Genomic DNA, 18923 nt, shown 5'->3' on the forward strand with positions numbered 1-18923 from the left:
TCCCATACATTTCAGCGTCAGGAAATAAGAACATCCAGCGCCGCAAGCGCTCTATCCACATCCCTTTTCGTTGACGGTATCGCAGCCGCCATGCTGAAGCACCCGTGTATGTTACCGACAGCTTCCTGATAAACAACAGGTACGCCCGCCTCAATAAGGCGGGCTGCATAAGCCCGCCCTTCATCACGTAGCGGATCGAGGCCTGCCGTAACGAGCAAGGTCGGCGGCATACCGGTCTGATCGAAGGCAAACAGATTGAACCGTGGATCATCAGCGGGAGCATCATACTGCGCCGTGAACCAGTCCAGCACCTTGCGTGTCAGGTAATATCCCTCCGCGTTCTCCTGCCTAGAACGGGTTTCCTCAACAACCGAAACGCAGGGATAAATCAGGAACTGCCCTATCAACGGCGTATCGACAGGCTTGTCAGTCAAAGCGCGCGCCGTAACGGCAGCCAGATTCCCCCCAGCACTGTCGCCCGCGAGAACCAGACCGGTCAAGCGGAGGCCAAGTACATTTGAGGCGTTCGTTGCGATCCAGCGCGCCGCCGTTTCCGCATCGTCAGGGGCCGCAGGCCAAGGATTTTCAGGAGCCAGTCGATAATCGACCGAGACCAGTGGAAGATCAAGATCATGCGCGATTGTGAGGCAAAGTTCATGATGTGAATCGAGGTCACCCAGAACAAAGCCCCCACCGTGAAAATAGAGGATCAGTGGCGTCGGCACGCCTCTGTCCTCCGTATTATAACAACGCAGCCCGATTTCCCCGCCGGGATGCGTAAAGCTGATATCCCGGACGCTAACCAGGCTTTGCTCCAGAAGCGGAGGCCGCATTTGCTTGGAAATCGCACGCGTTTCCTCCACACTCAGTTCGCCAAGCCGTGCCAGAGGCGTGGTGGATAACAGGTCCAGTAGCACCTGCACATCCGGTCGAATAGTGTTTTTACTCATAAAGATATCCATACGTCCGCTATATTCCACACAAGCCTGGCGAGAAAGTGTAATCAGAATTGTTTGCTAATGGCCAGGCCGACAGTTCTGGGCCTGGAGAGAGTTACCGGAACGCCCGCTGTGGGGACAAACTGGTTGGTTACAGTGACTGCGGAAACTTCGCCTCGAACATTGAATACATTCTTGATATAGGGGCTGATTTCCCAGCCATCGTCCGTGCGCATACTCAAGATCGCATCGACAATAGTGTAACTGTCAAGTTCGTACAGGATTGCCGCAGTACTGCCGACGTAGCCAGCGTTACGCTTGCCATTATGCCTGAGTGAGAGATTCAGCGTGCCATCGATAGAATCGCTCACATCAAAGTTATAGCTCGCCGCCAGAGCAAAACTGAACTTAGGCGAAAGAGGCAATCGCGCACCCGTGTAGTGTACGTCAAGGACAGGTGCCACAGTGGTGAGTTTGGCATCGGTATAAGCGCCCGTCGCCAGCACATTCAGACGGGGAATAATGCGGTAGGACAAGGAGACTTCAGCGCCATTAACTCTGGCATCACCGCCATTAACAAGCTGATTGACGCCGCCGATGTTACGCACCTGCTGTATGTTGGTCCAGTCGATGTGATAGGCGCTGATATTGACGAAGCCGCGCTCCGTCAAGGTCTGCTTCAACCCAATTTCGTAGTTCCAGAGTTTGTCTGAGGAGAAGGTCTCATTCCCACTGCCGCTACCGCCGGTCTGGAGATTGGGTCCGCCGGGCCGGTAACCACTGGCAACACGTGCGTAGACCATCGTTTCAGTTGTTGGACGATAGCGCAGGTTGAAGAGATAGGTCTGGACAGACTCTTTGGATGTACCGCGGGCCGTGATCACCGTGGTCGGCGCAAACGGATTGACAACTGCACCGATCCCGCTCGAGGAAAAAACCTGATCGCTCCAGGTCTGCCGCGCCCCGACAGTCATATCCAACGCCTGACTGACGTGGACAGTCGCATTTCCGAAGAGCGCGAAGTCCTTAGCCGTGCTGGGCAAATCAAACCGGCCAATAGGAAGGCCAAAGAGCAAGCCATTAGCATCGGCATTGTTTCTGATGTCGGCAATCTGGAAAGTTTTTTCGTTAGAATAAAAGGCGCCGGCAACCCAATCAAACGCACCGCCACTCACTGAGGCCAGCCGGACCTCCTGAGTAAAGCGCTTGGTCGTGGCGTCAGTCAAGAGAACATAGGGGTTAACGCCAGCCGGGCCGAAAAGCGGACCCAAAATTGCACTGTAAGCTTCCCCCAAGTCAGTCGTGCCCTGAAGCCGGTTTTTCTGATAGGCCGTAATCGAGGTCAGGTCCGCCCAATCGAGGGCCCAGTGGATCACACCACTGCCCAGATAAAGCTCTGTCTCGGAAGGCTGAAGCGACGCGAAGGATTGGTCGTAAGCGCCTTCTGTCGGCTGATGGGTGGTCAGATCACGCATACTCACCGCATAACCGTTGCTTCTAATCCGTTCTGCAAAACCGTTCAGTTGAATACTGATGTCGGATGTTGCTTCAAACAGGAGTGCCGCGCGCCCATGCAGCATGCGAACGTCCCCGAGGTTTTCCCTGTCATGGCTCGGATCATCAACAAACCCGGGATCATTCTGGACCGTGCCGACAACCCGCAAAGCCACCTTGTCGCCCAACGGTGTATTCAGCGCTAGCCGGGCTTCTCCCCCAACGTCACTGTTGGCTGTGGCACTTCCATCAGCCGCGATCTGGCCAGAAAACCCTTCGAGGCTTGGTGTTTCGGTAATATATCTCATCGTACCGCCGAGTGCATTGGCGCCAAAAAGCGTACCTTGCGGCCCACTAAGCACCTCCACCCGCTGAAGATCGAAGAGACCTACATTGATCGCCATGGCCCCAGCACCAAAAGGGGTGCTCGATCCGATCGGGACATCGTCGAGATAAAGGCCGATCGCACTGTTCAACTGGGTACCACCAGTAGTAACGCCACGAATAACTATCTTGTTGCTGCCTGGCGAAGACGCCTGAAAACTCACGCCCGGTGTAAACGCTGCGAAGTCGACAAGATTCTTAGCCTTCATATCATTCAACAAATCAGCGCTCACCGCGTTGACCGTGCCGGGCACGTCGTGGATTCGTTCTTTGCGCCGGGTCGCCGTAACAATGATTTCCTCGAAGAGCACTTCGGCGCGCTGCGGGGCGGTGTTATCCACACGTGATGCCTCAGCCTCCTCCTGCGCATAGGCAACCGGGGACCAGGCCAAAACCGCCAAAACCGCCAAAACCGAAACAGTGGACATGAACTTTATACCAAACTTACTAGACATCATTGCGTCCTCCCATTACTTTTGTAAATATTTACAAAAACGTATCATAAACCAATTTTCCCCACAAGACCTTATTGTAAATGTTTACAAAATGTAAAATATCTTCAGAATTAAAGTGGACTTACCCTACAAAAGTAGAGAGACCGTACCTCTATCTACACTTTAGGGATCGCGTTAATCTGAGCATATTTCCCATAGCGGAAACAGCGCCTATTACTCCCCCACCCTGGATCGGATCTTTATTCCGCCCCGGGACCTCTTCACAGAGACGGAGTACAGCAGCACCATCGGGGGATATTTCAGCACGATCCCGCTTGAACTCACCCATTGGAACGGTGCAGTTCATCGACTGAACCATAACAAAGGAGAGAAATTCGGAGATCAGCAATATCCCTTTGAGGAGCTCATTGCAGATCTTGGAGCAGTAGGCAGATATTTTGGACAAACACAGCTTTCCTAACACCTCTCTGAAGGCATCGCCCCCATCATCCAGTGCGCGCTTTTTCTTGATAAGATAGAAAATGAGGGAAAAATGGAAGAGCATAAATCACAGAGAACCGAAGTTTTCTGCCATTCAGAAAGATCTGAGAAAGTCTAAGAAGAGATATTGGTGCGGCCGAGAGGCGCCGGAAAATGCCTGTCTTAAAATATGTTATCCGATAAAGTGCGCATCATGTGCGCACTTTAGTAATTTTCTGTTCTGGATTTCAGTCTTGCTGCTTTGAACTCAACGCTCCAACCTGCCATGCGCCGCGACGATGGCGGCACTGTCCAGCCTGAAATATTCATATAGATCAGGAAGATCACCGCATTGCCCGAAACCTTCCACCCCCAGCGGGACGACCGGATTACCGCGAATACAACCGATCCAGGAAAGATTTAGCGGGTGAGCATCACAGACGGTAACAATCTCCACATCCCGGGCCAGTTGGGATAAAAGCCCGTCCACATGAGAAGTGCCGGGTTTCTTCTCCAGCGCCCCTCGGCGCCTGGCCTCAGACCAGTCGCGATAGAGCCTGTCTGACGAGGTAATCGCCAGAACGGCAATATCCCTGTTATCGGCCAGAAGTTCCTGCACCGCCCGCATCACTTCCGGCGCAATCGCCCCGGCATAGACAATAGCCCTGGTGGTCGCAGGTGTCGGCCGTCTCAGCCAGTAGCCGCCTTTAACCAGGTCAGCGCGGTCACCCTCGCTCAGTGTGCGGGGCAACTGTTCGATCTTGCGGGAAGATAGACGAAAATAAACCGAAGAACCGTCGTCCTGCTGAAGATAATCAAAAGCCCATTCCATCAGTACCGCCAATTCATCCCCATATGCCGGTTCGACAGAGGTCAGGTTCGGCTGGGTCAGGCCAACCAGTGGTGTGCCGATGGACTGATGGGCGCCGCCTTCCGGTCCCAGGGAAATTCCCGCAGGCGTACCGACGATGATAAAGCGCGAATCCTGATAAGTCGCATAATTAAGCGCATCGAGTCCCCGATTGATAAAGGGATCATAAAGTGTACCGACCGGAATCAGGCGCTGCCCGAAATTTCGGGCGGATAGCCCCAATTGGCCCAGAAGGGAAAAGAGATTATTTTCCGCGATCCCCAACTCAATATGCTGGCCATGGGGTCCCTTCTGCCAGATCTGGGTGCTGGGAATATGCTTGTCCTTGAATACATCGGCCATATCTTCCCGGGCATAGAGCTTCCGCCGGTTGACCCATGGACCAAGGTTGGTAGAAGACGTCACATCCGGACTGGTAGTCACAATACGATCGGCAAATTCCCCCTTTTCCTTGCCCAGTTCAAACATGATTTTCCCAAAGGCTTCCTGGGTGGAATATTTATCTCCCACCGGAGCAGTGATCGACGGCACAACCAGCGAACCCGATTTCTTTGACGACTTTTTACGCTTCTGATAGGCGCAGTTGTCAATGAAATGAACAAGCCGGTCTTTTTCCTTCTCCATACCGGCGAACCTGTCCCATTCCGCGCCGACAGGAACGCCCTGCTGCTTCTGAAACTGTTCCATCTGAGTGGGGCTCATCATGCCCGCATGATTATCCTTGTGACCCGCAAGCGGTAGTCCCTGCCCTTTGACTGTATAAGCGATAAAACATTGCGGCTGTTCGTTGTTGCCCGCCTCGTCGAAGGCTTCGGTCAGGCTTTCCAGATCATGTCCGCCAAGATTGGTCATGACCTCGGCCAGAGCTGTATCATCGTGGCTGTCGAGGAATTCCTTCAGGCCGCTTGTTCCGGCAAGGTCCAGCTCTAGATGACTGCGCCAGTCCGCCCCGCCCTGATAGGTCAGCGCCGAATAAAGCTGGTTCGGGCAGCGATCAATCCAGTCAACGATGGCTTCTCCGGCCGGGCCATTACGGGCCGCCATGAGCTTTTTACCATATTTCAACGCGGAAACTTTCCAGCCCAAACTGTCAAATACCCGGCTGATGCGTTCAAACAGGGCATCGTCCACAACCCCGTCCAGACTCTGGCGGTTATAATCAATCACCCACCAGAGATTGCGCGCATGATGTTTCCAGCCTTCCAGCAGGGCTTCGAATATATTTCCTTCGTCAAATTCCGCATCCCCCACCAAGGCGATCATCCGTCCCGGGGATTCACTGTCGCGCCAACCGTGATCGCTGATATAGTCCTGGACGATGGTGTCAAAAAGAGTTGCCGCCACGCCCATCCCGACAGAGCCGGTCGAATAGTCAATATCCGTGGTATCCTTGGTGATGGAAGGATAGGACTGGACGCCGCCAAATCCCCGGAATTTTTTCAGTTTGTCCAGTTCCTGCCGTCCCATCAGATACATTATGGCATGCATGATCGGCGAAGCATGAGGCTTAACCGCAATCCGGTCTTCCGGACGCATGCTCTGAAAATAAAGGGCAGTCAGTATGGTCGCACAGGAGGCGCTGGAGGCCTGATGTCCCCCCACTTTCAAGCTGTCCCGCGATGGCCGGATATGGTTGGCATGGTGGATCATATAACTGGCAAGCCAGAGCACCTTCTTTTCAAGAAGCCTAAGCGTTTCCAGATCAACGGTTTCCTGGAGGGGTGATTTCATATCTTCTCTGGCTTGCGTCATCATTTTACTATTCTCTAGAATTGGAAAGTTGCTTCAGCGCCATAAACCCGCGGCCTGCCGGGATATCCGACATCAATGGAAAGACCAAGGAATTCTCCCGGGTTAAAGTCTGTATAGTAGCGCTCGTTCAGCAGATTTTTCACATAGGCCGAGACCGACCAGTTGTCCGCAGTAGCGGTTGCCCGAAGGTTGATCATATGGATCGGGTCCTGAACATCCTGGTTGTCAATCTGCCAGTATTTCTTGCCGCGATATTCATAGTCAAACCGCAGCATGCCTTCAATGGCATCTGTTACAGTGAAATCATATTGCAGCCCCGCATTAACGGTCCAGTCCGTTGTTTTCGGGGTATGGCTACCCACCACAAGAGACATATCAACCCCCGCAGAAGTGAGGCCTGCAATCAAGTCGTCGGATCCCACCTTCTTGATTTCTGAATCAGTATAGCCGATCCCGCCGAAAAGCTTGAGGTCTTCCGTCAGAGCCGCCTGGAAATCAATATCGAGACCCCAAATGGACACATCTTCCAGATTCTGGATGATCTGCTGACCGGTGGCAAGATCCAGGAAGAAAAACTGGAAATCGTCACTATCGGAATAGAAGACAGCCGCATTCAGCACAAGACGATTATCAAACCAGGATGTCTTGGCGCCCAGCTCATAGTTGGTCAGGGTTTCATCCTCGAATACGGGGAACGTCACCACAGGCGCGTTGAAACCGCCTGACCGGAAACCCGTACTGTAAGTGGCATATCCCAGACTATCCTCATTAAATTGATAAGTCAGCGTTGCCTTTGGCTGGACACTCGTGAAGGTTCTTTCGCGAACAAGACCGGAGACGGGATCCGTCTGCTCCCTGCTGTCTTCATCATACCGCAAGGATACCTGGGCCATCAATTTGTCCGTAAGATCGTACTCCGCCTGCCCGAAAAGTGACCAGGCGTTATTTGAATTACTTTCCTGGCTGTTCACAAATACCAGGCTCGGATCGTCAATCTGGCTGCGCTCCCCGGTCTGATCGGCAAACAGCCGCGTCTGCAGGTCACGGTTGGTGTGAATAAAAAAGCCGCCGACTATATATCGGAACCTGTCTTCATCAGGAGAGACAAACCTGATTTCCTGACTGAGCAAATCAAGGTCCAGGTCCTGCCCCTGGCCGATACCTATGGTGCCGGCAGGCGTCGGGAATGCACCGATACTGTCGAGAAAGCCGAGAAGTCCTGAAAAGCCGCCAAATGTCGGATCGAAAGCCTGGTTGGAGAAATCGATATCCGAACGATAATATTCCGTGAGATCCGTATAGCCTGTGATAGAAGTAAGGACACCATACTCTGTCTCCAGGTCGATCTTGGCCGTAAATTCTGCGGTCTCGCCATTGGTCACCCCGAGGATATTTTCATTGGGATCGAAAACATCATTGGCGTTTCCGTCCCGGATCGTCGGATCGCCGTTATGACGAACGGGCACGTCATAGCTGGAGCCGGCCTGAAACTTCCTATATGAGGCGCGAAGATCGATGGTCAGATTATCGCTGGCGCGAATGTCCAGCTTGCCGCGAAAGGAATAGTCGTGATCGACAAAGTCCGCTTTCTGGTCCAGATAGTCATTGGTGATCAGACCATCAGTCTGCCGGTAAGAACCCGCCACCCTGAACAATACTTTGTCCTCCACGATCGGGCCGCTGACGACACCATCCAGATTGAAGCCAACACCATTTGAAATACCGGCAGTTACCTTGCCTTCCGTCTCGTTGGTGGGCTGCTTGGTGACGATATTGATCGCCCCACCGATGGCGTTGCGGCCGTAGAGGGCGCCCTGCGGACCCTTGAGCACCTCAATCCGCTCGATATCAAACAGATCCATCTTGAACTGTTTCTGGTTGTTCTGCGGCACGCCGTCGACAACGATGGCGACAGGTGAGTCTGCATTGTTGATCTGCGTCACGCCCCTCAACACCACAAAAGTGTTCCCGTAGGTGAAGGAGTCATCCAATGTCATGTTTGGCGTCATATCGATGAAGTCCTGGGTGGAGGCGATACCGGCATTGGCGATATCACCCGACGTAAAGGCCGTCACCGCCACGGGCACTTCCTGCAGCCGCTGCTCGCGGTATTGAGATGTGACGACGATCTCGTCCAGGGTAATCAAATTTTCTTCCTCGGCCGCATAGGCTGAATGAAGCGGGCTCAAAACGGACAAAGCTGTCGTTGCGGCCAATATTGTTTTTCGGTTGTATGTCACTCTATATTTCCTCCTGTTTATCAACTAGATCCACCATCGATTACCCGATGGCTACTGAACTGCGTCCACTCTCTTGATCCGGAGTGTTCCTTCCCCGCTGTTTCTCCCTAAATCAGCGCCGGTTTCTCCCCTGTCCTCAGGATTGAAAGAACTTTGTGCAGTGTTCCGTAATGTCCTTAACTGCCTGCTTGAATACCCTGCCCCCGTCTTCAGGGTTAGCTGCGCGCACATCAGACCCAATTCGGCCATCCTTGAAACGCCGCCGATAGTCATAGCCATTATGAATGTCGAGCGGTGTTCCGGCCGCTGCAACAAACAGATCCGGGGCCGCAGGTTTAATACTTTCAGGACAGAGATACTGAGTGATGGCGATTTCGCTAGCGGTTGCATGCGCGCCATCCTTTTCTGCGAAAATATCCCTGATCAGGGCGTCGGTATTCGGCATTGTCCACCAGCTCGCCAGCGCACACAGCGTTTTAGACTCCTCCGTTTCCGGCTTAAGACTGACACCAGCGTAAAACTCGTTAAAAGCGGTCAGTGTCGGGGCAATATTGCCGCCATGCCCGTTGATAAAATAAATGCGGCGAAATCCGTGTTTGGAAAGCGAAGTGATCCAGTCGACCAGCACCTGGATATAGGTCGCCGGATGCAACGTCATGGAACCCGGAAACGCCATATGATGCTGTGCCATACCGACCGCCAGCGGCGGTGCTACATAGCATCCGAGCTGTTCCGCGCAGGCCTCGGCTATTCCTTGTGCGATAATAAAGTCGGTTCCGATCAATCCTGTCGGACCATGCTGTTCCGTCGAACCTATGGGAACGATTATCCCATCATTGTCCTTGAGGTAGTCCTCAACCTCAACCCATGTCGCCAATGCCAGTTTCATATCCTTACCTTCCTTTGAATTTCTTTCACTGGCCCAGCAGCTCAATGGGCAGATAATCCTCGTCCAGATCAAAACCGGCTGGACCAAAGATCCCAAGCGCTTCCGGTGTCCTCATGACGTCCGGCACACTGGTACCGATAACCTTGACCCGCTGACCGTATTTCAGATTTTCGGTGGTGATGGGTTCGCCGGTTTCCCGGTCAACGATGCAGATCAGATCGGGCACCATCGCGACAGCTTCGCTGTCCTTGTAGGCAATGAGATATTCATTCTGGAAAACCACTTCGAGCTTTGAAGAACCGGTCCCCAGATCATCCAGGATTACTCGACCGACGGAAAATCCGCCTTTTGTCTCGCGCAGCAAGTCTGTGACCTTTCCATCAAAAAGAACCCGGGCGAACCGGCCTATCTTGTCAGACTGCAGGAAGGCGATCAGTGCCTCGACAACATTTGTATGCGCTTCACGGGCTTCGCGAATAGCCTGTCCGATATCCACCGCCAGGGTGATGGTATTGAGCACACCATGGTCCTTGATCTGCCTTCCCGTCAGGGGGTAACAGGCCATCTGTCCGATCCCGCCCATACGTACACAGATTTCCCGACAATATCTTTCAGCGTCAATATTTTCGACGGTGGAAATGGTCACCACACTGTTCTTGTCATCGGCAATCACATTGGGGTTGCTGGACAGGCCGGCTACATTATAGGTGGTCATCTGTAATTCTGGAAAGGCGCGCCCCATCCCGTCAGCATCGATTACCGGCAGTCCGGTCAGAGCGCCAACAACCAGCGGAATGGAGGCATTGATGCCCCCCGCTTCAACCGGCATGACCGCATCCACTTTGTAGCCAAGATATTGTTCCGCCTGGCGTAAGGCCGCTACATTGGCCGGACCACTCGGGATCTTTTCGTTGATGACTGTCGGCGCGCCCATGGTCAGAATATTGATGGCTGTCTTCGTATCATCAAAGTCCTGCGGATCAACAATGGTCACCGTCTTGCCCTCGTCCAGAACCTGTTTCAACATCAGGCGCCCCGCATAGGGGTCTCCACCACCGCCGGTTCCCAGGAACGCGGATCCTCTGATAAAATCTTCCAAATTTGTATGATCAATCTGCATATCAGTTCTTCCAATCAAGCCGATGTAGTTTCAAGTAATTCGCCGACGACTTTGACGCGCAGCCTGACAGCCCCGCCAGGCAGGTAACTCAGGGGAAGTTCCTCAATATCGACAATTTTCAGGCTTTCCGGGTTTGCCCCGGCATTAAGACAGTTTTCCATCGCTTCGTTTCTGGCCTCTTCCATAGCCTTGTCCCGCCCAAGTTCCGAATAGGAATAAATCCGGTCAACCTCGCCGCCGACCTGGGCAATGGCTGCGCCGATGGCATTTGCCACACCGAAGTTTTCCGGAATAAGCAATTCGGAAGTGCCTTTGAGATTGCGAGAGACAATGATGCTGCCGCCACCAACCAGGATCACCGGCGTATCGTCCTTGCTGGTCTTCATGCGGTCTACCGCCGTCTCGATCATGGCGTGGATTCTGTCTTCTACCCGAGTGACAAATTCCTTATCGAGATGTGCTACCCGGCTGAGGTCTCCGAGCTTCGCATGACCAGCCGCCACAATCACATCGGTTACGGTCAATGTTTCACCGCCAAAGATCATGGCTTCCTCCGTCAGCCGGTATCCAACCGAGTCCGGTCCAATCCGGATTTCACCATCTTCCAGTTGCCGGACAATGCTGCCGCCGCCAAGGCCAATCGAAAGAATGTCGGGCATCCTAAAGTTTGTTCTCACACCACCAATATCGACCGGTATGGAGGATTCTCGCGGAAAACCATTGGTCAGCACGCCGATATCGGTGGTCGTTCCGCCGATGTCTACCACAATCGCCTCTTCCTTTGCGGTTAGGTTGGCGGCCCCCCGCATGCTGTTTGTAGGACCGGAAGCAAACGTCAGGACAGGATATCTGCCGACATAGTCTTCACTCATCAGGGTGCCGTCGTTCTGGCTGACAAACAGCGGTGCATCAATTTTCAGCTCTTCCAGCGCGGCGCGGAACCCACCGACGACCGTCTCTACAAAACTGGATAGGGAAGCGTTCATGATCGTCGCATTTTCGCGTTCGATAAGACCAAGCCTGCCGATTTCATTGGACAGGGTGATCTTCACATCGGGACATTCGCGTCTCAGAATTTCAGCGGCCTTCTCTTCCATGGACACATCGATTGCCGAGAACAGGCTTGAAATAGCCACTGCGGAAATATTGCGCTGCCTGATCTGACGGGCGACCGCGACGATTTCCTCTTCCCTCAGTGCCGTGATTTCACGACCGTCAAACTCGTTCCCGCCATGCACCAGGAAGATATTATCTCCCACAACTTCCCGCAGATCGACCGGCCAGTCAGTGTAGGGCAAAATGCTTGTAGTGGCCGGCAGAGCAATACGGATAACCGCCACTTCCACCAGTTGCTTCCGCTCGATGAAGGCGTTTGTGAACTGGGTCGTCCCGATCATCACCTCACCGATATCTTCCGCCTTCACATCGGCTTTTTCCATAACCGCCCGGGCGGCAGCGGCGACCCCGGATCCGATATCGCCGCTTGTGGGCACCTTGATGGAGACACATACTTTCGATCCGTCCATCAATATGGCATCCGTGTTGGTTCCCCCAACATCGATGCCAATTCTGATTTTTTTCTGTTTTGCCATTCCTGATCCCGGTTCTTTCTTCTTCAGATTGTCCTGTTGCCGTTCCCGCCAGCAGCCATGCCGCCGGCAGAAAAAGACTGTAAGAAAACGGTAATTTGTAATCCGGAAGAATCCCAATGCTCATTGGGAGGGGGAGAATGACTTTTCCGGAGGGGGAAAATCCAGGGTGTTTCCCGTCCTTCCCCTCCTTTCGGACAGGTTGCCTTTCATCAGAAGCATCTGAAGGCTGCAAGCTTAAGGAGAAGTGAGGATGTTCTTGGCGCGGGCCACTTCGACCGCCATCATGCGGTTCTGAACGCCCAGTTTAGAGAAGATATTGCGCATATGGAATTTGACCGTTGTCTCGGACAGGTCCATGGTCAGGGCAATGACCTTGTTGGAATGCCCGGCGCTCAGATTCTGCAGAACTTCATATTCCTTTGGCGTCAGAATATTTGCCGGGTCGGACATGGAACTCGCCTCATTGCCGTCCGCCATCAGGGTGCCGATGAAGGAAACGACTTCCGGGGGCAATTGTGACAGTGTGACACGTTTGATATGGTTACCGACAAAACTACGGAAGCTTTTGCCCTCGCCTGTAAAATAGTGCACATAAGCGCGACTGTCAGCGCCTGAGGCAAGTTTCCGAAACAGGTCATCTGCTTCCTCCTTCCGCCCGAGACCGTCCAGGGCCAGGATTTTCAAAACTGCCGACTTGAGGTAAAAACTGAAATGTTTCTCCCGATCCTGAATCCCGCTCACCTCGTCCAGGAGTTTCAGCGCCTCATCCTGCCGTCCCTCTCTGATTGAGTAACGGGACCAGGCCAGAACCGTCCGGTAAGCCTCCTGGAAGGAGGCCTCCTCGACAAGCGCCCTGACCTTCGGTGGATGTTCAAGAGAGAGACGTGTCATGAGCAGACGGGCCTTCTCCAGATCACCGGACAAAGTCAGAAGGTCCAGCTTCTGGATTTCCAGTATCCGCTCCAGACGGGGAAGCTTTCGCCGGACGGCAAGGGCACAGCCGCGGTCGAGAACGGCATGAGCCTGGTCCGGCGATCCGTCAATAAATTCCGTCAGACTGCCTGTAACATACCCCCGAATAAAGAGTTCTACCCAGCCTTCATGTTCTTCAACGCGCTCCAGGGATGATACAATCTTCTGCCTCGCCTCTCCTTCTTTTCCAAGGACGAGATCAAGGTCAGCCTGCAAAACCGTCACAATGGCCGAGAGGCCCGCATCCGCTGCGAATTGCTTTTCGCAAATTTCCCGGGCACGCGCCAGATCCCGGCTGCTTTGCAAAAGATCGCCGGTGATATTGTTGATAAGCGCCAGGTGGACATGCATAAAAACCTGGGAATAGGCCGCATCGGCCAGACTGTAGAACTCAAGGGAAATGGTCGCCGCTTCCCGAGCCTTATCCATATCTCCAACGGCATAATACATCATACACAACAGATTATTGAACCACCCCTGGCTCCAGAACCGGCCGGGCATGGCCTGCCTGGACTGTTCTTCGTACCTGTTGATTTCCTCGCGGCTGACGTGCTTGTCTTCATAGACCGCCATTAGCATGACAACGATAGACTGATAATATTCAAGCGAAGGATCTTCCCCCCGGGAAGCTATTCGCTGAACCGCCCGCTCAAGCAGACTGCGAGCGATCGCAAACTTGCCGTCTTTCATATAGATCAGCACTCTGGAAAACAGCAACTGGGGCTCGCTCTCCGCAATTTCGACAGAAAACAGGAAAACAATATCTTCAAGCGCCTCGACCCCTTCCCTGAGCCCGATTTCCACCCCGCCGAAGGAAATGAACAAATCCAGCATATGAGCCATATCGCCCGCCTGAGCAGCATGGCGCAGGGCGTCCAAAGGCATATTCTGGCTGATAAACCAGTCTGTTGCCCTTTTGTGCAGGCACCTCAGGCTTTCCGCATCCCGCGCCAGCAATCTTTTGCGCAGAAACTGGTGAAACAACGGGGTGAAGCCGAAGCCGTCCGGCACATCTTCGGCCATGCCGAACAGGGGAAAAAGCCGTTGTTTCATCAGGACGCTTTCCACGTCCTTCCCGTCACAGACAAACCGCGCCTGCTTGATGGTGAACTTTACAAAAATACTGAGGCTGGTCAGCAAATCGCCCAGGGACGGGTCCAATGCCATCATGACCTGCTCCTCGATGAACTCTTCCAGATCAGGCGAAAGCTGAATGCCCTCTGTTTCAAGGGGCGTCAGGATCTGGTCCTCACCTGCTTCAAAGCGGCACTTTTGATACCACAGCGCCACGGGCCAGCCCGCGGTCCGCTCCAGCAACACATCCAGATCCTGGTTTTCCAACATTCCTGTAAAAAGGGAGGCAGTTTCTTCTGCCGTAAAGGCAAGGCTTGCAGCGCCAACATGGGTAAGCTGATTATGGGCGCGGTAGGAAGAAACAGGGAGCATATTCCCCGCATTTCCCGCAAAGACAAAGAAAACCGACAAGCCGCTATGGTCGACCATATTGTTTAAGGCGGTTATGACCTTCCGGTCCCTGAGATGCTCAAGATTATGGATAAAGATAATATGTTTTCTAGGCAGCCTGGCAGACAATTCCCGGAATTTCTCCAGGCTGTCCCCGGTATTTTTCATACCAGTGTCCGTCGGAAGCGATGATTTCAGCAAATTGAAAAGATTGGAAAAGAAAATCGGCCTGGAATTATCCTCTTCCGAAATCCTATACCAAGACAGCTCATATCCCTTGAAACCGGCATCTTCCGCCCACTGCGCCATCAGAACGGATTTTCCGAACCCCGGCGGCGCCTCCAACAGTGTTACTTTTTTCTGGGAATACACCGGGGACAGGGACAACAGGCGCGGCCGTTCGATGGTCCCCTCATTCAGCAAATAGGCATAGGGTTGCCGATGTGCCACTCCCCCGCCGTTTTTCTGTAGGTTACCCGTGTCCAACATTCCAATGACTCATTACGGACGTCAGGGCGAATGCCGCCCGCTTCTCCGGCCAGTTCGTCAAAGACGACACCTTTCTCATCGAAAAAGCGGCCGATATCTCCTGCTTGTTTCATTATGGCGCGGGTCAGGGAATTTACAAGAGCCATTCTTGCATGACCGGGAACGTCCGGATAAACTTACTCTGCCGAAGTCAAACTGCCCTGTTATCGTGCTATAACCATAAGATGAATCCATATTAAAGGGGATCTACCGCACTGATAATAGCTGCTTGTATTTCTTGACCAATTAATAGCTCCCTGCATTATGCATTGTTATGCAGAAAGTATCCCGATATTGGGAATTACAAGGAAAATTCAGAAAGATCTGGGAATATTGGTGCGGCCGAGGGGCATCACAACATGTAATATATACGATCATTTAATACGAAAAATGCGCAACATTTGCGCCAACTCAACACACATTACCCGAATTCTTCAGCCCTTATTACTTTTGAATTGTTTTTTCACCTTTGAAACAGATAACCCGGATGCCATTCAAACACGGGGTTTATCATTTTTTTCGATGATCCCGGCCAGGTTGGTCAAAAACGCGCCTGACGGGTCACCGTCAATGCCCCTGTGATCCGTGGTCAGGGACAGCCCCATCATGGGCCGGATCGCAAGTTCATCATTCTCCAGAACCACCGGTTTTCGCTGAACCTGGCCGATGCCAAGGATGGCGACCTGTGGCCTGTTCAGGATCGGGGTGAAATAATGGATACGCCTGAGCCCCAGGTTGCTGACAGTGAAACTACCACCGGTCATTTCCGGCACCGTCAGTTTTCCGGCCCTCGCCCGTTCAATCAGGTCCTTGCGGGCGGCGCAGATGTCCTCAAGGCTCTTGTCCTGGACATCGAAAATGGTCGGTGCCATCAAGCCGTTCGGCAGGGAGATGGCCACGCTGATATGATGGCCGCCAATCATTGTCAGTTCCCTGCCGTCAATACGAGCGTTAAATTCCGGCATGACAGCAAGGGTGTCGCTGACCGCCTTGATCAGCAGGTCCTCAATGGATACAGGACTTCCGGCTTGCTTGAGCTTTGCCCGGGCGGCGACAAGACTGCTGGCGTCACAGTCACAGTGATAGCTAAGCTGTGCCGAGGATTGCAGGCTTTCCTGCATCTTGTCGGCAATCATACCCCGCATGCCGGCAAGCCTGACGATCTTGTCTTCGATCATTTCAGGCAAGCTCCCCGATCACATCGCCCTTGTTGACGGGCTCTTCTGCGGCCACCTTGATGGCAAGAGTTCCTGCAGCGGTGGCCTCCACCTCATGCTGTATTTTCTCCACCATCACTTCCGCCACCACATCCCCGGCCTCGACGCTGTCGCCGTCATCAAACAGCCAGGCGGTAATTACACCTTCCACATCCTCTTCCCACAGATCATCTGCAATCTTGATTTTCGTCATTTTCCTCACTCTACTCTTCTAAAAACAGGCTTGGGCCGCGGTGCGGATTTTCTCCGCATTGGGCAGGCAATATTGTTCCATCGGGCGGCTGAAGGGCACGGGCACATCCGGATAGGCGACCCGTTTTGGCGCAGCCTTGAGGAAATCGATCCCCTGCTCCACGACGGTAGTGATGATCTCGCCGCTCACCCCGTAGCTCTGGTAATCATCATCAATCACCACCAGACGCCCGGTTTTACGCACGGAATTGAGAACCGTTTCCCGATCCAACGGTACAAGGGAGCGAAGATCAACCACCTCGGCGCTGATATTGTCCTTCTCCAGCTCAGTCGCCGCCTCAAGCGCCTGATGCACAGTGGCGCCGAGCCCGACCAGGGTGATGTCGGCCCCTTCCCGAACAACTTCGGCTTTACCAAGGGGAACCTTATAGCTTTCCTCAGGCACATCAACGATGGAGCCCTTGACGGTGCCGAGCCAGCCCATGCCCTGTAAATTCTTGTGGAACATGAAGATCACCGGGTTGTCGTCCCGGACGGCGGAGATCATCATGCCCTTGGCGTCATAGGCATTGGACGGGATCACCACTTTCATGCCCGGCAGATGGGCGAAGGTGCCATACAGGCACTGGCTGTGCTGGCCCGCATCACTGTAACCGCCGCCAACCGAGGTCATCAGCACCATGGGTGCAGGCTGATGGCCGCCGGAGAAATAGGCGTTCTTGGCGGCCAGGTTATAGATCGCATCCATACAGACCCCGAAAAAATCCACGAACATCAGCTCCACCACCGGGCGCATACCCATGGCGGCGGCGCCGACAGCCGCACCGATAAAGGCGGTTTCAGAGATGGGGGTGTCGCGCACGCGGGTCTTGCCGAATTCATCCAGCAGGCCCTGGGTGGTGCCGAAGACGCCGCCGAGGGCGCCGATATCCTCGCCCATGACAAAGACATTTTCATCCTGGCGCATTTCCTGTGCCAAAGCTTCGCTCATGGCCTTGGCGATGGTAAGTTTCCGTTTTTTCCTGTTTTCAATGGTCATGTCACACCTCACACAAAAACTTTTTCAAGGGCTTCTTCCGGTGCCGGATAGGACGCCGCATTGGCCGCTCCGAAGGCCGCTTCCACCTCGGCCAACATAGTGGCTTCGATGTCATCCGCCTCTTCGGCGCTCAGAATCCCTTCCGTGATCAGGCGGGCGCGCATCTTCGGGATCGGATCATTGGCATTGAGGCGCTCTTTCTCCTCGGCGGTCCGGTAACCTTCCGCATCACCCATGAAGTGCCCGGCCAGGCGGTAGGTTTCCACCTCGATCAGGCTCGGCCCTTCCCCGGCCCGGGCCCGGGCAATAGCCCGGCCTGCCGCTTCATAAATTTTCAGCGGATCGTTGCCTTCCACATATTCGCCGGGAATGCCATAAGACGCCGCCCGGACGTCATTGCGGGCAACCGCCGTCGCCTGCTCCTTGGCCACGGAAATGCCCCAGCTGTTGTCCTCGATAATGCAGACAAAGGGCAGCTCCCAGACCGCGGCCAGGTTCATGGCTTCATGAAAGGCGCCCTGATTGGCGGCCCCTTCGCCGATAAAGGCCACGGCGATACCTTCCTCGCCCCGCATATGGCGGGCCAGCGCCGCCCCGACTGCCGGACCCATGCCTTCGGCGATAATGCCGCTGCAGACAAAATTGACCTTTGTGTCAAACAGATGCATATGGCCACCACGCCCGCCGGACAGGCCCGACTTCTTACCGAAGATCTCGTCGGTCATGGCTTGGAAGTTCACGCCCTTGGCGATGGCGATATGGTGGGGCCGGTGGGTCGCCGTAACTGCATCCCGGTCTTCAAGATGGGCGCAGACCCCAACTGCCACCGGCTCCTGCCCATTGGAAAGATGCATTTCCCCCGGAATCGGCCCATTGGCCATGTTAAACAAGGGCTGCTTGCCCTCCAGGTATACGGCCGCGGTCATTTCCTCGAACCGCCGGCTCTTGACCATGGTCTCATACATCCATTTTTGCGTGTCAGCGTCTGGTTTCATTGCTGCCTCCAATTTTCTGCTACTGCGGGTAGCCCTCATGTTTGAGATAGTGTTTGATTTCGTCGAGGATGGCGGGATCGTCGATGGTGGCGGGCGGGGTGAAGTCCTCGCCGTTGGCCATGGAACGCATGGTGCCGCGCAATATCTTGCCCGACCGGGTCTTGGGCAGGCGCTTCACCGCAATCACATGTTTGAGCGCCGCCACCGGGCCGATCTCGTGCCGCACACTGGCGATCAGCTCTTTGGCGATCTCTTCCGCCTCACCTTCCGCATCGGCAAACAGCACCACAAAGGCCACCGGCAGCGCCCCCTTGATGGCGTC

15 protein-coding genes are annotated in these 18923 nt (G+C 54.0%); 1 reads left to right on the forward strand and 14 read right to left on the reverse strand.

Translation table 11 applies throughout. The annotated features are described in order from the left end of the window. Positions 1 to 17: 17 nt before the first annotated feature. Positions 18 to 950: an alpha/beta hydrolase gene (locus ACN0YD_RS08665; RefSeq protein ID WP_417318787.1), complete on the reverse strand. Its 933-nt coding sequence runs from the start codon at positions 948 to 950 to the stop codon at positions 18 to 20. Between the two features lie 53 nt (positions 951 to 1003). Next, positions 1004 to 3274, reverse strand: coding sequence for a TonB-dependent receptor (locus ACN0YD_RS08670; RefSeq protein ID WP_417318789.1), 2271 nt, complete (start codon positions 3272 to 3274; stop codon positions 1004 to 1006). A gap of 184 nt (positions 3275 to 3458) precedes the next feature. Between ACN0YD_RS08670 and ACN0YD_RS08675 the strand changes: the two genes are divergently transcribed. Further along, entirely contained in the window at positions 3459 to 3731 is a 273-nt protein-coding gene (locus ACN0YD_RS08675) for a zincin-like metallopeptidase domain-containing protein (protein WP_417318883.1), read from the forward strand. A gap of 267 nt (positions 3732 to 3998) precedes the next feature. Here the strand turns inward: ACN0YD_RS08675 and ACN0YD_RS08680 are convergent, their stop codons facing one another. From ACN0YD_RS08680 to ACN0YD_RS08735, 12 genes are all read right to left on the reverse strand, one after another. Beyond that, complete coding sequence (locus tag ACN0YD_RS08680; RefSeq protein WP_417318791.1) at positions 3999 to 6332, reverse strand: 1-deoxy-D-xylulose-5-phosphate synthase N-terminal domain-containing protein; 2334 nt, start codon at positions 6330 to 6332, stop codon at positions 3999 to 4001. Between the two features lie 35 nt (positions 6333 to 6367). Next, positions 6368 to 8593 carry a TonB-dependent receptor gene (locus ACN0YD_RS08685; protein WP_417318793.1) on the reverse strand — a complete coding sequence of 742 codons (2226 nt, stop codon included), beginning with the start codon at positions 8591 to 8593 and terminating at the stop codon, positions 6368 to 6370. Between the two features lie 136 nt (positions 8594 to 8729). Next, positions 8730 to 9482: a creatininase family protein gene (locus ACN0YD_RS08690; RefSeq protein WP_417318795.1), complete on the reverse strand. Its 753-nt coding sequence runs from the start codon at positions 9480 to 9482 to the stop codon at positions 8730 to 8732. Between the two features lie 25 nt (positions 9483 to 9507). After that, on the reverse strand, positions 9508 to 10602 hold the full coding sequence (locus ACN0YD_RS08695) for a DUF917 domain-containing protein (RefSeq protein ID WP_417318797.1): 1095 nt from the start codon (positions 10600 to 10602) through the stop codon (positions 9508 to 9510). 14 nt (positions 10603 to 10616) lie between these two features. Then, positions 10617 to 12194 carry a hydantoinase/oxoprolinase family protein gene (locus tag ACN0YD_RS08700; protein ID WP_417318799.1) on the reverse strand — a complete coding sequence of 526 codons (1578 nt, stop codon included), beginning with the start codon at positions 12192 to 12194 and terminating at the stop codon, positions 10617 to 10619. 234 nt (positions 12195 to 12428) lie between these two features. Continuing rightward, complete coding sequence (locus ACN0YD_RS08705) at positions 12429 to 15080, reverse strand: LuxR C-terminal-related transcriptional regulator (RefSeq protein ID WP_417318801.1); 2652 nt, start codon at positions 15078 to 15080, stop codon at positions 12429 to 12431. Next, on the reverse strand, positions 15047 to 15265 hold the full coding sequence (locus tag ACN0YD_RS08710) for a hypothetical protein (RefSeq protein ID WP_417318803.1): 219 nt from the start codon (positions 15263 to 15265) through the stop codon (positions 15047 to 15049). Before ACN0YD_RS08710 ends, ACN0YD_RS08705 begins: the two co-directional genes overlap by 34 nt. Positions 15266 to 15652: 387 nt before the next feature. After that, positions 15653 to 16336, reverse strand: a complete 684-nt coding sequence (locus ACN0YD_RS08715; RefSeq protein WP_417318805.1) for a 2-oxo acid dehydrogenase subunit E2 — start codon at positions 16334 to 16336, stop codon at positions 15653 to 15655. A gap of 1 nt (position 16337) precedes the next feature. Then, on the reverse strand, positions 16338 to 16568 hold the full coding sequence (locus ACN0YD_RS08720) for a lipoyl domain-containing protein (protein ID WP_417318807.1): 231 nt from the start codon (positions 16566 to 16568) through the stop codon (positions 16338 to 16340). A gap of 18 nt (positions 16569 to 16586) precedes the next feature. Further along, a complete protein-coding gene (locus ACN0YD_RS08725; protein ID WP_417318809.1) occupies positions 16587 to 17606 on the reverse strand; it encodes an alpha-ketoacid dehydrogenase subunit beta in 1020 nt (339 codons plus the stop codon). An 8-nt stretch (positions 17607 to 17614) separates the two neighbouring features. Then, positions 17615 to 18601: a thiamine pyrophosphate-dependent dehydrogenase E1 component subunit alpha gene (locus tag ACN0YD_RS08730; protein ID WP_417318811.1), complete on the reverse strand. Its 987-nt coding sequence runs from the start codon at positions 18599 to 18601 to the stop codon at positions 17615 to 17617. Positions 18602 to 18620: 19 nt separating this feature from the next. Further along, positions 18621 to 18923, reverse strand: a 303-nt coding sequence (locus ACN0YD_RS08735; RefSeq protein ID WP_417318813.1) for an AMP-binding enzyme, incomplete at its 5' end; no start/stop codon positions are given.

This window comes from Emcibacter sp., assembly GCF_048269205.1.
GTDB lineage: Bacteria > Pseudomonadota > Alphaproteobacteria > Sphingomonadales > Emcibacteraceae > Emcibacter.

What these genes read in the sequence shown, in the direction of transcription:
- ACN0YD_RS08665 (WP_417318787.1), bottom strand. Translation starts at nt 950, where the DNA reads ATGAGTAAAAACACTATTCGACCGGATGTGCAGGTGCTACTGGACCTG.
- ACN0YD_RS08670 (WP_417318789.1), bottom strand. Translation starts at nt 3,274, where the DNA reads ATGATGTCTAGTAAGTTTGGTATAAAGTTCATGTCCACTGTTTCGGTT.
- ACN0YD_RS08680 (WP_417318791.1), bottom strand. Translation starts at nt 6,332, where the DNA reads ATGAAATCACCCCTCCAGGAAACCGTTGATCTGGAAACGCTTAGGCTT.
- ACN0YD_RS08690 (WP_417318795.1), bottom strand. Translation starts at nt 9,482, where the DNA reads ATGAAACTGGCATTGGCGACATGGGTTGAGGTTGAGGACTACCTCAAG.
- ACN0YD_RS08695 (WP_417318797.1), bottom strand. Translation starts at nt 10,602, where the DNA reads ATGCAGATTGATCATACAAATTTGGAAGATTTTATCAGAGGATCCGCG.
- ACN0YD_RS08700 (WP_417318799.1), bottom strand. Translation starts at nt 12,194, where the DNA reads ATGGCAAAACAGAAAAAAATCAGAATTGGCATCGATGTTGGGGGAACC.
- ACN0YD_RS08710 (WP_417318803.1), bottom strand. Translation starts at nt 15,265, where the DNA reads ATGGCTCTTGTAAATTCCCTGACCCGCGCCATAATGAAACAAGCAGGA.
- ACN0YD_RS08715 (WP_417318805.1), bottom strand. Translation starts at nt 16,336, where the DNA reads ATGATCGAAGACAAGATCGTCAGGCTTGCCGGCATGCGGGGTATGATT.
- ACN0YD_RS08720 (WP_417318807.1), bottom strand. Translation starts at nt 16,568, where the DNA reads ATGACGAAAATCAAGATTGCAGATGATCTGTGGGAAGAGGATGTGGAA.
- ACN0YD_RS08725 (WP_417318809.1), bottom strand. Translation starts at nt 17,606, where the DNA reads ATGACCATTGAAAACAGGAAAAAACGGAAACTTACCATCGCCAAGGCC.
- ACN0YD_RS08730 (WP_417318811.1), bottom strand. Translation starts at nt 18,601, where the DNA reads ATGAAACCAGACGCTGACACGCAAAAATGGATGTATGAGACCATGGTC.